General features: G+C 57.8%; 10 protein-coding genes, 1 tRNA gene and 1 pseudogene. 10 read left to right on the forward strand and 2 right to left on the reverse strand.

Annotated features, from left to right (window positions below):
- The first annotated feature begins 69 nt into the window (after positions 1 to 69).
- The 4 genes from OZX72_RS02365 (at position 70) to OZX72_RS02380 (ending at position 3225) form a co-directional block, all read left to right on the forward strand.
- Positions 70 to 1065, forward strand: coding sequence for a DNA-directed RNA polymerase subunit alpha (locus OZX72_RS02365; RefSeq protein WP_277158825.1), 996 nt, complete (start codon positions 70 to 72; stop codon positions 1063 to 1065).
- 99 nt (positions 1066 to 1164) lie between these two features.
- Positions 1165 to 1836 carry a 50S ribosomal protein L17 gene (gene rplQ, locus OZX72_RS02370; protein WP_277158826.1) on the forward strand — a complete coding sequence of 224 codons (672 nt, stop codon included), beginning with the start codon at positions 1165 to 1167 and terminating at the stop codon, positions 1834 to 1836.
- A gap of 113 nt (positions 1837 to 1949) precedes the next feature.
- On the forward strand, positions 1950 to 2999 hold the full coding sequence (locus OZX72_RS02375) for a tRNA pseudouridine synthase A (protein WP_277158827.1): 1050 nt from the start codon (positions 1950 to 1952) through the stop codon (positions 2997 to 2999).
- Between the two features lie 141 nt (positions 3000 to 3140).
- Positions 3141 to 3225, forward strand: a tRNA-Ser gene (locus OZX72_RS02380).
- Between the two features lie 67 nt (positions 3226 to 3292).
- Here the strand turns inward: OZX72_RS02380 and OZX72_RS02385 are convergent.
- A complete protein-coding gene (locus OZX72_RS02385; RefSeq protein ID WP_277158828.1) occupies positions 3293 to 3910 on the reverse strand; it encodes a hypothetical protein in 618 nt (205 codons plus the stop codon).
- A 376-nt stretch (positions 3911 to 4286) separates the two neighbouring features.
- Here OZX72_RS02385 and nusA point away from each other — a divergent pair, with 376 nt between their 5' ends.
- The 5 genes and pseudogenes from nusA (at position 4287) to OZX72_RS02410 (ending at position 12289) form a co-directional block, all read left to right on the forward strand.
- Positions 4287 to 5354, forward strand: coding sequence for a transcription termination factor NusA (gene nusA, locus OZX72_RS02390; protein WP_277158829.1), 1068 nt, complete (start codon positions 4287 to 4289; stop codon positions 5352 to 5354).
- Between the two features lie 183 nt (positions 5355 to 5537).
- Positions 5538 to 8357: pseudogene (gene infB / locus OZX72_RS02395) on the forward strand (translation initiation factor IF-2); the annotation flags it as partial.
- 577 nt (positions 8358 to 8934) lie between these two features.
- Positions 8935 to 9417: a 30S ribosome-binding factor RbfA gene (gene rbfA / locus OZX72_RS02400; protein WP_277158830.1), complete on the forward strand. Its 483-nt coding sequence runs from the start codon at positions 8935 to 8937 to the stop codon at positions 9415 to 9417.
- On the forward strand, positions 9401 to 10768 hold the full coding sequence (locus OZX72_RS02405; RefSeq protein WP_277158831.1) for a tRNA pseudouridine(55) synthase TruB: 1368 nt from the start codon (positions 9401 to 9403) through the stop codon (positions 10766 to 10768). Before rbfA ends, OZX72_RS02405 begins: the two co-directional genes overlap by 17 nt.
- A gap of 198 nt (positions 10769 to 10966) precedes the next feature.
- Positions 10967 to 12289, forward strand: a complete 1323-nt coding sequence (locus OZX72_RS02410) for a riboflavin kinase (RefSeq protein WP_277158832.1) — start codon at positions 10967 to 10969, stop codon at positions 12287 to 12289.
- 18 nt (positions 12290 to 12307) lie between these two features.
- Here OZX72_RS02410 and OZX72_RS02415 read toward each other — a convergent pair whose 3' ends face one another.
- Positions 12308 to 13009, reverse strand: a complete 702-nt coding sequence (locus OZX72_RS02415) for a cupin domain-containing protein (RefSeq protein ID WP_277158833.1) — start codon at positions 13007 to 13009, stop codon at positions 12308 to 12310.
- A gap of 343 nt (positions 13010 to 13352) precedes the next feature.
- Between OZX72_RS02415 and OZX72_RS02420 the strand changes: the two genes are divergently transcribed.
- A complete protein-coding gene (locus OZX72_RS02420; protein WP_277158834.1) occupies positions 13353 to 14099 on the forward strand; it encodes an ABC transporter ATP-binding protein in 747 nt (248 codons plus the stop codon).
- Positions 14100 to 14136: the final 37 nt, after the last annotated feature.

Below are 14136 nucleotides of genomic sequence, written 5' to 3' on the forward strand. Positions count from 1 at the left end.
TTAACCATCCGTCCAACCCGCTTATGACCAGTGAGTGCACCACCGATCAGAAGCTGAAAGGATAACACAGTGCTTATTGCACAGCGTCCGCAACTTACTGAGGAATCACTGAATCCGCAGCGTTCTCGTTTTACCATCGAGCCGCTCGAGCCTGGATTCGGCTATACGCTTGGTAATTCGTTGCGTCGTACTCTGTTGAGCTCCATTCCCGGAGCCGCAGTCACTTCGGTGCGTATCTCAGGTGCCCTGCACGAGTTCACCACTCTGCCAGGCGTCGAGGAGGATGTCACCGAAATCCTGCTCAACATCAAGGGAATCGTGCTCACCAGCGAATATGACGAACCGGTTGTCATGTATCTGCGTAAAAGCGGTAAGGGCGAGGCCACCGCGGGGGACATCACCCCTCCGGCCGGCGTCACCATCGCCAACCCGGATATGCATATCGCCACCCTTGCGGAAGACGGCGAGCTCGAGATCGAGTTCACTGTCGAGCGTGGCCGTGGCTATGTCCCCGCGCAGATGAACAAGCAGGACAGCGACGAGATCGGCCGTATCCCAGTCGATTCCATCTATTCGCCGGTTCTTAAGGTGAGCTACAAGGTCGAGGCGACCCGTGTCGAACAGCGCACGGACTTCGACAAGCTCATCCTCGATGTGGAGACCAAGCCGGCGATTTCGCCACGCGATGCCGTCGCATCCGCCGGTTCCACTCTGGTTGAGCTCTTCGGCCTGTGCCGTGAACTCAACACGCAAGCGGAAGGCGTCGAGGTCGGCCCGGCTCCGGTTGAGGAAGAAGTCAACCCAGAGATGTCGATTCCGATCGAGGAACTCAATCTCACCCAGCGCAGCTACAACTGCCTGAAGCGCGAAGGTATCCACACCGTCGGTGAATTGGTGTCTCACACCGAGCAGGATCTGCTCGACATCCGTAATTTCGGTATGAAGTCGATCGATGAAGTCAAGGAGAAGCTCGAAAGTATGGGTCTCTCATTGAAGGCCTCGCCGCTGGGCTTCGATACCAACAACCTTGAAGGTGGCACTTTCTTCTCGCCCGAAGACGAGTAAGAGTACATAGCGCCAACTTCATTTTAAGCTTCGGTGCCGTTCGGATGTTCGGGCGTATGCCCACCTGAACGACGAAAACCGGAGCGTTAAGGAGTAATAATGCCTACACCTAGAAAAGGGCCGCATCTGGCTTCAAGCCCGGCTCATGAGCGTCTGATGCTCGCGAACATGGCGACCAGCCTGTTCGAGCACGGTCGCATCGTCACCACACTGCCGAAGGCCAAGCGTCTTCGCCCCGTGGCCGAGCGCTTAATCACCTTCGCCAAGAAGGGCGACCTCGCTCATCGCCGTCGCGTGATGCGCGTCATCCGCAACAAGTCCATCGTGCACAAGCTCTTCACCGAGATTGCCGAGCAGATGCAGCAGCGTGAGGGTGGCTACACCCGCATCGTCAAGATTGCCCCGTCCAAGGGCAACAACGCGCCGCGCGCCATCATCGAGCTCGTCACCGAGCCGGTCAGCGCCAAGGAATCCGTCGTGAAGGAAGCTGAAGCTTCCGCCGCTGTTGCCGCCGACAAGGCTCAAGTCGAGGAGGCAGAAGCCAAGGTCCAGAAGGACACTGCCGAGACCGCCAAGACCAAGACGGACAAGGCTGTCGACGAAGCTGAAGCCAAGGAGACTGAGGCCAACGCCGACGTCGCCGCGGATAAGGCCGAGGTCAAGAAGACTGAAGCCAAGGATGCTGATAAGGAAGCCAAGAAGGCTGCAAAGGCTAAGAAGCCCGCTGCCAAGAAGGCTCCTGCAAAGAAGGCTGATAAGGAAGAGAAGTGAGTCGTTAGATTCACGTATTTCTTTTTTAACAAGAAGGTCGGAGATGTAAGTCTCCGGCCTTCTTGCATATGCGGACATGGATTCGTGGTGGTATGCCACGTATACTGGCAACGATGAGATTACGAATTGACTTGGCATACGACGGCGGCGACTTCCACGGTTGGGCGAAGCAGCCGGGTCTGCGTACCGTGCAAGGGGTCGTGGAAAGCGCTCTGCATACCGTTCTGCGTGTGCCCACCGACGATGTCGGCGAACCATTGCATCTGGTGGTTGCCGGGCGTACCGACACCGGCGTACATGCAGCTCATCAGGTTTGCCATCTGGACGTGGGGGAGCAGACGCTTCAGCGTTGCGTCGGGCATATGGAAGTGCCGCCTGTCGAAGCGTTGCGTCGTCGGCTGAGTCATGATTTGCCGGATGATATCGCTCTGCACGGCGTATGCGTGGCACCCGATGGTTTCGACGCGCGGTTTTCGGCTTTGGAACGTACATACGTCTACCGGGTTGTTGATGGGGCGAGGCCGGCCGATCCAAGGCTGCGTGGCTTTGTCTGGAAGCTTGAAGACACGCTTGACATTCCGTCGATGAACGAGGCCGCGGCCATGACCATCGGCCTGCACGATTTCGGTTCCTTCGCCACGCCAAATCCAGGTGGCACCACGATCCGCGAGGTCAAGCAGGCGGTGTGGCAGCGTGTACCCGTGATGGGTATGTACGGTGCTGCCGTCGGTTCTGACGGACAGGGAAACGCTGCAACAGAAATGACCATGGACAACTCGATGGCCTCAGGTAACGCGATGATCCTAGACAACACAATGGCCTCAGGTAGCGTGACGACCTTAGACAGCGCGACGATCCCAGGCAACACAACGAGTATGGGTTATACCGTCCCGTCGCTGGAGTCCGGGCTCGTGTGCTTCACCATCGTGGCCGATGCCTTCGCGCACAACATGGTGCGTTCTCTGGTCAACGCCTGCGTACAGGTCGGCCGGCACCGTAAGTCGTTGGAATGGTTTGCTCAGAAGATGGCCAATCCCGTGCGCGAAGGCTCCACCGGCCCTATCGCTGCCTGCGGCCTGACGCTAGAGCACGTGGCTTATCCGGCTGATGGCGAGCTGGCGAGCCGAGCTGCATCAATCCGGGCCAAGCGGACGCTGGACTGACGCGCGGGCGTCGGAAACGCCCAGTCTAGCCGCGACGTCGCAATCCGTGCCCGCCGCACATTGGATTGGACTTGCGCCACGCCCGGTTGCGGTGGTTGGCACGTTGCCTTATACTAGAAAAGTTGCGTTTTGCGCAGCGATGGATAAGTGTCCGAGCGGTCTAAGGAGCACGCCTCGAAAGCGTGTGAGGAGAAATCCTCCGCGAGTTCGAATCTCGCCTTATCCGCGTTAAGCCTCTGGAGCCTCGGTTCCGGAGGCATTTTCTTTTCCGCGTCGAGTCCCGAACAAGGCACCTACTCGTACAAAGCAGCGTCGAAGGCGGGATAGCCCAGCGACAAGGCGAGATAAATGCGCGAAGAGATAAGATCCGCGAGCACAGCCAAGGATTTGCTGCTGCTTTCGTTTCTTGAACTTTTCGAAGTGCCGACGGCGCTAGCAGAAGAATTATCGGTATTTGATACCGGCAATGCCTGCGAAAGGGCGGTAAACGATTCGCGGGCGCAATCCATCTCTATGACTGCAACGGTTGAAGCCTGCAAACCGGTGCTCGGATCGATAATCGTGTCGGGATGGGCGATGAGATTACTCACGTCGTAGACCTTTTCACGCGGGTCGTTGGGGACGGTGTTGGTGCCAGCGTCCTTCGCTTCAAGCGAGATAAGCCGTGAGGCGATGGCTTTATGATCGTCGCTTAATTGCAGTGTGGCATGGTCCACGTCTTTCGCCGCAAGTGCTTCGATGGCAAAGCCCGCCCGATCTTCCGCTTTAGCCAGGGAACCAAGGGTGTCGTTGCTCACATTCAACGCGACGATATCGTCAAGATTGGCCAATGCGGCGTCGGCATGGGTTGGGTAGGCTCCGACAAGCGGAGAAAGACTTTGCTGCAGCCATTGCATCTGTGCGCTTTTCATGGTGTATACGCTGAATTGCGAAGGACACAGAGTGGCTGCTTCGCGCCAGGTGTTCACGGCGTTACCGGCGGATAGATAGCGGTCAATGAACGGGTTGCCAGCAGTGGTATGGGAACTGGCTGAAACCGCATTGGTATAAGCAGTTTTGCAGGGTCCCGCCGACTCGATAGGGGATTCGATTCGCGGGAAATTACAAGCGGCCAGAGGCACGATAAAAGCGGTAACGGCAATGACTGGAAAGACACGCCGACCTAGGAAATTGCGCAAAGAGGAAAACATACGACGTGTCTGCATAAAACACTAGAATATCGAATGATTATGACTTAATGGGGCCAGAGAGCCCGACAGATAATTTCATATAGGAGGTCTTGCGACCATGGAACTGGACCTGACAGGTATTCATCAGCTCGCGGCAGGGCAGGGAATCGATTCTGAAACACTTGACAACGCACTTTCTGAAGCGTTGCTATTGGCTTACAGCAAAACACCGAACGCGGCGAAGCACGCGCGCGTCGAACTTGACGATCGTGCTGGCACCTTCACCATCTGGGCCCGCGACGAGAAGCCGGTGGAGCCCACTGAGGAGGACCCGCATCCACGTCCGGAACTCGGCGAGGAATACGACGATACCCCGCATGATTTCGGGCGTCTGGCCGCTTCGACGGCCCGTCAGGTGATTCGCCAGCTTTTCCGTGACGCGGAGGACGAGCGTGTGCTCGGTGCTTTCGCTGGCCAGAAGGGTAAGCTCATCACCGGCGTCATTCAGCAGGATACGAAGGATCCGGCCAACGTTCATGTCGCGGTGGGCGACGTGGAGGCCATCCTCCCCAAGCGCGAGCAGGTGCCCGGCGAGCATTATCGTCATGGCGATCGTCTGCGCGTCTATGTCGTCACCGTCGGTCGTGGCCTGAAGGGCCCTGAAATTGTCGTGTCGCGTTCGCATCCGGAACTCGTGCGCAAGCTTTTCGAACGTGAGGTGCCTGAGCTGGTTTCTGGCGCTGTCTCGATCATGGCCATCGCCCGCGAGGCCGGTGCTCGCACCAAGATCGCTGTTCGTGCCAACACTGAAGGCGTCAACCCGAAAGGTGCCTTGATTGGCCCTGGCGGCGCTCGTGTGCGTGCGGTGATGGAAAACCTCGGACCGGAAAAGATCGACATCGTCGATTGGTCGAAGGACCCGGCCAAGTTCGTCGGTTCGGCGCTTTCGCCGGCCGTCGCCACTGGTGTCGACATCGTCAGCGAGAAGAACAAGACGGCCATCGCCTATATTCACGACGACCAGCTTTCGCTTGCCATCGGCAAGGAAGGCCAGAACGCCCGTCTTGCCGCCAAACTCACCGGCTGGAAGATTGGCATCGAATCCAGCGAGGCCCACGCCGCAGCACAGGCGCAAGCCGCCGCGAACGCCGCAGAAGCGGGCAAAACGACAGGAAACGAACAGTAGTCTGCAATCCAGCATCACGAGTATGCTGGATTAAGGTAATCCGAGTGCAGGCACGCAGTGTGTCTACACGTCGGTCGGAGACGAGGTAACACAATCATGGTCGCACGATGAGTCTGGGTAAGCTCGCCGTAACAATACATTGACTGCGCCTTACGCGCAGTCACAATAGTAGGAGAAAACTGAGTGGCAAAACAGCGCGTATATGAACTCGCTAAAGAGTTTGGCGTAGAAAGCAAAGATGTTCTTCAGAAGCTGAAGGACATGGGGGAGTTCGTCAAATCTGCATCCTCCACGGTGGAAGCGCCGGTCGTCCGCAAATTGCGGGCCGCCTTCCCACAGAATAATAATTCCGGAGCAAATGGGGATTCCGGAAAATCCAAATCTTCCGCTCACCGTCCGAAGCCGGGCAACAGTCATCAGCGTCAAGGCGCAAGTTCAGCGAAGCCGGGAGAACAGTCTCATCCGCATTTCTCTGCGAAGCCTGGCTTCGGATCTCGTCACGAATCTTCGCGCGGCGAGCAGATGCACAGTTCTCGCCGTGAAGGCGGCAACCACGAACACGAAGGCAACGGTGGCCGCAATGAGCACGGCGGCCACGACCATGGACATCGTCAGGGTGGCATGCCCGGTCCACGCAACAACCAGCGTTTCGGCGGGAATAACGGGGGTATGAGGCCAGGCGCGAACGGTTCGCGCAACGGTTCCCCGCGTCCGGGCAACGGCGGCGCACAGCCGGCTCCGCATTCCCAGCATTCTGGTTCCGGGCCGCGTCCGGGTAATAATCCGTTCAGCCGCAAGCAGGGCATGCATGTGCCGATGCCCAGCGGTATTCCGCGTCCGCATCCTATGGCCCGCCCCACGGTCAACAACGGTCGTAACGGCGGTCGCAATGGAGGACGTAACGGTGGACGCGGTGGATTCCGTAGCGGGCGTTCGGAGCAAGGTGCAAGGCCAGGGCAGTGGGGTCACAATCGTCCCGGCCAAGGCGAATCCCAAGGCCGCGGCGGCAACCGCTTCGGTGGCGGCGGCTATCAGGGCGGCGGCCCGTCTCGTGGTGGCGGTCGCGGTCGTGGCGGTGCTGCAGGCGCATTCGGTCGTCAGGGTGGCAAATCCTCAAGGGCTCGTAAGAACAGGCTCGCGAAACGTCGTGATTACGAGGAGATTAAAGCTCCTACCATCGGCGGTGTACGCATTCCCGCCGGCAACGGCAAAACCATCAAGCTGCGTCAGGGCGCGACATTGGCCGACCTTGCTGAGAAGATCAACGTCAATCCTGCTGCTCTGGTGACGGTCATGTTCCACTTGGGCGAGATGGTCACGGCCACCCAGTCCCTTGATGAAGCAACCTTCCAGATTCTTGGTGAGGAAATCGGTTGGAACGTCAAGATCGTTTCCGCCGAAGAGGAAGACAAGGAAATCCTCCAGCAGTTCGACATCGATCTGGATGAAGAAGAGCTGCAGGATGACAAGAACCTCAAGCCGCGTCCGCCGGTGGTCACTGTCATGGGTCACGTCGACCACGGCAAGACTCGCCTGCTCGACACCATTCGTAAGACCAATGTCTCCGCACGTGAGGCCGGCGGCATCACCCAGCGCATCGGCGCTTATCAGGTGACCGTCAACCTCGAAGACAAGCCCCGCAAGATCACTTTCCTCGATACCCCTGGCCACGAGGCGTTCACCGCCATGCGTGCCCGTGGTGCCGAGCTCACCGATATTGCGGTCTTGGTCGTTGCTGCCGATGACGGCGTGATGCCGCAGACGGTCGAGGCCATCAATCACGCACAAGCGGCCAACGTGCCGATTGTCGTGGCGGTCAACAAGATCGATGTCGAGGGTGCGAATCCCGAAAAGGTGCGCGGCCAGCTGACCGAATTCGGTCTGGTTCCTGAAGAGTACGGTGGCGACACCATGTTTGTCGATATCTCCGCGAAGCAGGGTACGAACGTCGATAAGCTGCTCGAGGCGATTCTTCTGACCGCCGACGCGGAACTCGACCTCAAGGCCAACCCCGACATGGATGCGCGTGGCGCGACCGTTGAGGCAAGGCTCGACAAGGGCCGTGGCGCCGTGGCAACCGTGCTGGTGCAGCAGGGCACGCTCCATGTGGGCGACGCTATCGTGGCCGGTACCTCGTATGGCCGCGTGCGTGCGATGCTCAACGAGGACGGCAAGCAGATGAAGGCTGCGGAGCCTTCCACACCTGTCCAGGTGCTCGGTTTGACGAGCGTGCCGAGCGCCGGCGACCTCTTCCTGGTCGCCCCCGACGACCGCACCGCCCGCCAGATCGCCGAAAAGCGTCAGGCCTCCGAACGCGCGGCCCAGCTGGCCAAGCGCCGCAAGGTCGTCTCGCTCGAGAGCTTGAAGGAGCAGTTCGCCAAGTCCGAGGTCGACATGCTCAACATCGTCATCAAGGGCGATTCCTCCGGTTCCGTCGAAGCGCTGGAAGATTCCCTGATGAAGATCGAGGTGTCCGACGAGGTCGGCATCCAGGTCATCCATCGCGGTGTCGGCGCGATTACCCAGAACGATGTCAACCTGGCAAGCGTGGACAAGGCCGTCATTATCGGCTTCAACGTCCGCCCGAACCGTCAGGTCGCGGACCTCGCCGAGCGCGAGGGCGTGGAGATCAAGTACTACTCCATCATCTACAAGGCGATTGAAGACATCGAGGCGTCCCTTAAGGGCATGCTCAAGCCGGAATACGAAGAGGTCACCACCTCTCATTCCGAGATTCGTCAGATCTTCCGTTCCTCCAAGTTCGGCAACATCGCCGGCGTCATGGTCCAGGATGGCGAGGTCAAGCGTGGCACCAAGGCGCGTATCCTGCGCAACGGCGTCACCACGGTCAACGATCTCGAGATCTCTTCGCTGCGTCGTTTCAAGGACGACGTGCAGTCCGTCAAGGAAGGCTACGAGGCCGGTATCAACTTGGGCTCCTTCAACGACATCCAGGAAGGCGACATCATCGAGACCTTCGAGATGAAGGAGATCGAGCGCAAGGACGGCCAGCCTTCGAAGAAGGACGACAAGGCCGACGATACCAAGAATGACCTTAAGGCTCCAGAACCCAAGGCTGATTCCAAGAAGAACTGAATACCGAACGGTTCGGTCTGATTATTCTGATTGTTCAGACTGAACCGATTATTGAGCGTTAGTCGCCCGTCGCGCCGTTGGTTGTGCGTGGCGGGCGACAACGTTATGTGGATTTGAAACGGGAATGCGCCATTTTCGGCGGTAAAGCCACATTGTCGTACCGTGAAAGGCCTGTTTATCGGCGCTGAATGTGTTTTTCCCCGCGGTAAGTTTTATACTGTTGTGCTGGAGACGGCTTGTTTATTGTCTCTAAATGCGTCTTTTGCCGCAGTAAGTGTCATTGTTGTGCGGGAAACAACCTATTTGGCACGAATAAATGCGACATTTGCCGCACATTAGGGGTAGTTAGTGCGGGTAACGACGCATTTGGTAGTCTATCATGTGCGCTGAGACGGAAGCGTGACGAGACATTTGCGCGGGGAACGCGTATTCTCGTCAGTCTGTATGATGAAACGTAATAGTAAGAGTAATAAAAGGAAACGTTATGGCAGGAACTAATCCACGGGCCGCGCGTATCGCGGCGTTGATCCAGCGTGTCATCGCCTCGTCGATGGAACGTACGTTGCACGACAAGCGCCTGAACGGAGTCACCATCACCGACGTACGTGTTACCGGCGACCTGCAGATCGCCCGCGTCTACTGGACACAACTCGGCCAGGAAGGCAAAGCCGAGGGGGAGCGCAAACGTGCCGAGCAGGCGCTGAAGCAGGCTACGGGCAGGCTTCGTTCGCTGGTCGGTGCGAAGGCCGGGCTGCGACTCACCCCGCAGCTGCAGTTCATCTACGACGAGGTGCCGAGCGAGGCGCACGAAATCGAGGACATCCTTGTCACTGCGCACAAGCGCGACGAGGAGCTCGACAAGGCCCGCGAGACCGCGCAGTATGCTGGCGACGAGAATCCCTATGTCGAGCCGCGCAAGAAGAAGACCGCCGCCGATTTTGAGGATGATGGTGTCGAAGAAGAGTAAAAAGCCGGAACTTTCCGGGCTTGTTGTGGTCGACAAACCGCTTGGCGTGACCAGCCACGACGTGGTGGCGGCCGTGCGCGGAGAGCTGCACATGCGTCGTGTCGGCCACGCGGGCACGCTCGATCCGCAGGCTTCGGGCGTGCTGGTCATTGGGTTTGGCCATGGGACGCGCCTGCTCAACTACATCGTCGACCATACCAAGACCTACGAGGCCACCATCCGCCTCGGCCAGACCAGTACCACCGACGATTCCGAAGGTGAGATTACCACGGTTGTGTCGGTAAGGCTGGCGGATAATTCGGATAACGGTGTTGAGGTAAACGAAAACGCCAATAGTTTATCCCCAGCAAAGAACGAGGCTTACAGCCAAGGCTTCTCTAATACTTCTCCAAAAGCGATAGCAGCGGATGATTTGACGCAGTCTTTGGATGGTGAACTAACTTCTGATGAAACCTCCGGCAACGCTCGTGTGCTGACGTTTCAGCAGATTAAGCAAGCCATCAACGAGCACCTGACGGGCGATATCAAGCAGGTGCCGAGTTCCTATTCCGCAGTTCGTGTCAATGGCCGTCACGCCTATGAGCTGGCTCGGCAGGGGAAGACTGTGAAACTCGACGCGCGGTCCGTCACTATCAGCGAATTCATCGTGCTGGGCGCTCGCAATACCGAAGCGACAATCAAGGCTTCCGAAGTTGAGGATGGTGAAAATGAGTCGATTACCAGTAGAGCTTCCGTCGTTGATGTGGATGTACGTATCAGCTGCTCGACGGGCACGTATATCCGTTCGCTCGGGCGCGATTTGGGACGGCTTTTGGGTGTTGGCGGTTATCTGACGAAGTTGCGTCGCACGAGGGTTGGCAAGTTTGATCTGGCCGATCCGCAATTGGCGGAGCGTGTGGTTACGGCACATGCCAAGCCGCATACATTTACCAATCGCGAGGGCGTGACGCTGACCCTGAACCGGGCCGTACTGGACGTCGATGCCGACGAACTGAAACGTCGTGCGTTGACCATGCTCGAGGCCGCGCAACGTACGATGCCGACCATTCCCATTAGCGATGAGGACGCCAAGAATCTGCGTTTCGGACGTAGGTTGCCGATAACCATAGCTGCCGGTGCAAGCGCCGAATATGGTTCAGGTGCTGCTGATGCAGGCGATAATTCGACGCAAATCGTCAAGACTGCTGATGATAAAGCTATGACAAATGACGGCAAAACCTCAACTAATGCCAGCGGGACTAAGAACATAGCGGCCGTGTATCTCCCTCAAACGGAAGAGGTCGTAGGCATTGTGGAACCGGCAAACAACCATGAGCTGAAATCCGTGGTGGTGTTCCCGCAGGTCGGGTAAAGCCAGATGGTTAAGTAAAGTTTCAGCCCCTCGTAAGCCTGATACTGAATAAACCCCTAGATCGTATAAAGCCTCAAGCCATATAAAACCACGGATCGTATAAAACTTCAGGCCGCTTAAAGCCCCGAGAAAAGAGGGCTTTCGCGCGGGCGGCTTGGCTGATAAAATGGCTTGCGGCAAACAAGACAAAGGATTTTGATGAAGATCACCAGGTTAACACCCGACTCTAACGGATTGGTGGATTGGCCCACCCTGAGCTCGCACAAGCGCGTGGTCATGACCATCGGCGTGTTTGACGGCATGCACAAGGGTCATCAGGCTGTGGTTCGTCGCGTGGTGGAGCTGGCGAAACAGACCGATTCCTTGGCCGTAGTAATGGTTCTTGACCCGCGGCCTGCGCTTGCGCATACCTATGCCAACGAACACGACGGCATGGATCTGCCGCAGGATTTCGTGGATACCCAGGCGCTGAGTTCCGTCGAGCAGCGTGCGCGAGTCATGGACAAACTTGGCGTCGACCGCGTGATTGTATTGCATTATACGATGGCGTTCGCCGCCAAATCGTTCCGGTTCTTCTTGGGGCAGATGGTCGGCAAGCTCGGCATGCGCACGCTTGTGCTCGGACAGGACGCGGCGATGGGCGCGAACCGGAAGGGCGATATCAAGTCCATTCAGGAACTTTGCGAGGCCACTCGCGTTTTCGAGCTCGATGTGGTCGATGATTTGGGACCGGGCTATACGTGGGTTCCCTCGCGTTTCGAGCCCAAGATGCCGGAAGGCATCGGCGAGCCGCAAGACCCTCGAGAAGGCATGAACAAGGCCGAATTGCGTGCATGGACCAAAAAGAACAACTGCCGCAAAGTGCGGGTCTGGAGCTCGTCGAACGTGCGGTATCTGCTTTCGCAAGGGTGTGTGAAGGCCGCCGCTGAGATTCTGGGGCACGACCATGCCGTCGAAGGTGTGGTGGTGCACGGCGAGCAGCGCGGGCGCGAGATCGGCTTCCCGACCGCGAACCTGGCCCAGGTGGTCGAAGGCTATGTGCCGGTCGACGGTGTTTATGCCGGCTGGCTGGTTGATTTGGGACCGGTTGATGCCGGCTCGAACAGTGGCAATGGCAGCAACGCTGGCAATGGGGCGAACGTTACAGGAAGTAGCCGCAGCATTGAGAATGGCAGTGGCGCTAAGACCACCAGTAAAAGTAATACCTCAAACGGCATAAATGCTGCTAATCTTGCGTCTCCTTCCGACGAGATGCGCATGGCTCCAGGCTCGCCGTGGCGCTGGCCGGCCGCGATTTCCATCGGTACCAAGCCAACGTATAGCGATGAAACCGGCATCAACGAACGTGTCATTGAGCCGTATTGTGTCACCGACGATTGGCTGGAACTTTACGACCACAAGGTGCGTGTGGAATTCACTCAATTCCTGCGCGGTCAGGTCAAGTTCGATGGCACCGACGAGCTTAAGGCCGCGTTGAAGGATTATGCCGACCAGACGCTGGCGATTACCGGCGCAAAGTGATGTCCGGTCGCTATCCTTTTACTCGAGCGTGAAACCGTCGAACGTGAAGCCCGGGCTTACCACGCAGGAGACCAGCGCATCGCCTTTGCCGGGTACGGTGCGTTGCCAGCAGCCTTCGGGAATGACCACTTGGCCAACGGGTTCCGCTGACAAATCCGATGGTTGCATATCCTCTTTTGGGTTGGTGCCGGTCGCATTCGGATTGACCGAAGCCAGGCCTTGCCCGAGCGTATAAAGTGTGCGTCCGGATTCGTCCGCCGGGGCGTCGCCGTACCCGCCCAACTCGAGGCCGACGGTGGCAGGCCCGTGCCAAAGCCAGATTTCGGTGGCATCCACTTTATGCCAGGCACTCGCGTCGCCTTGAGCCAGTAGGAAGTAGATCAGCGAAGCCAGTGGGCGTCCTTCCGTTGCCTTCATCGATTTGAGGTCGGCTGCGGTCGCGGCGTAGGTATCGAAAGAATACGGCGCGCCGGTATTGGCGGAATTTTTCGTTTTGCCTTTGTCAAAATTCGTGGGCGTTGCAGAATTTTTGGCACCATTATCAATGCCGCTGCGCTGTGCATCCCCGCGTTCTGCAGCCTGCTGCGTCGCTGTTCCTGCCGCGGCCTGCAGGCTCAGCCAGGTCTGCCGGTACCAGCCGCCCTCGGGATGCGCTTCAAGGCCCAGCGCCTTCACCGCATGCTGCGCGTACTCGCTCATGTCCTCAAATGCAACGCTCATTGCTTGATCCCCTTATTTGTTTCTCGTCGAAAACAAACAGCCGGAATTCGGCCGGTGTCAATTCATATCTAGATCATTCTATCAATTTCGTGGGTATGAACGTTTTATGCGATTTTAAGGATTTCGCCGTTTCTTGTTGATTTGGTTATGAAATGACTGACATGCGGGAGATTCGTTTTCGGGTTCTTTGGTTTGATGGTTGAAATCATTCGTTCTCAGGGTTGTCAGGTATTAAAAATCAGGGATTTTTCAGGGTGTTCCCCGATAAGGTTTTCGGATTTTGGCCCGTAGGGTTGAAGCGTAAGCGGGCGAAGGCAACAGTGCCGGCTCAAGGAGAACGAAGATGATACAAAACGTTGAAGCGCCATTGGTGGCGCAGCATATTTCCTATCGGTACGTCGGCGGGGTCCAGGTGCTCCAAGACGTGTCGCTGGTGGGCGAAACTGGTTCGTGGACGGCGGTGATGGGGCCGTCCGGTGCCGGCAAATCGACATTTCTTTACTGCTGCGCCGGTTTGCTCAAGCCGGAAAGTGGCGAGGTGACCGTTGCCGGCCACGCCTTGGAGCGGATGAACGAACGCGACCTGACCCGTCTGCGTCGTGACCATATCGGCTTTGTCTTCCAGGATTACAACCTTGTTCCAGCGTTCACCTGCCTGCAGAACGTCATGCTTTCCGATCTTTTCGGCGGACCGAAAATCGAAACGAAAGCCGCTGTGAGCGCGTTAGCTGATGTAGGGCTTGCCGGCTACGAAAACAAGTATCCTGCGGATATGTCCGGCGGGCAGCGGCAGCGTGTCTCGATCGCGCGTGCGCTCGCCTCGCGTCCACAAGTTCTCTTCGCCGACGAACCGACCGGAGCGCTCGATACCAAAAGCTCACGCACGGTGATGGGCCTGTTTCACACGGTCGCCATGCGTGGCACCACGATTCTGATGGTCACGCACGATCCCAACGTCGCCGCCTGTGCCGACCGCGTGATATTCCTGGTCGACGGCCGCGTCCATTCCACCTGTTCTGGTGAGTCCGCCGCCAATATCGCGGGCCGACTTGCTTTGATGAGCGATGGGCGGGTTGATGAAAATGAGTGACTTCAGAATGGTTCCCGCTATGTCTCAACCCTCTGGA

It is taken from the genome of Bifidobacterium sp. ESL0769 (assembly GCF_029395495.1).
Lineage (GTDB): Bacteria > Actinomycetota > Actinomycetes > Actinomycetales > Bifidobacteriaceae > Bifidobacterium.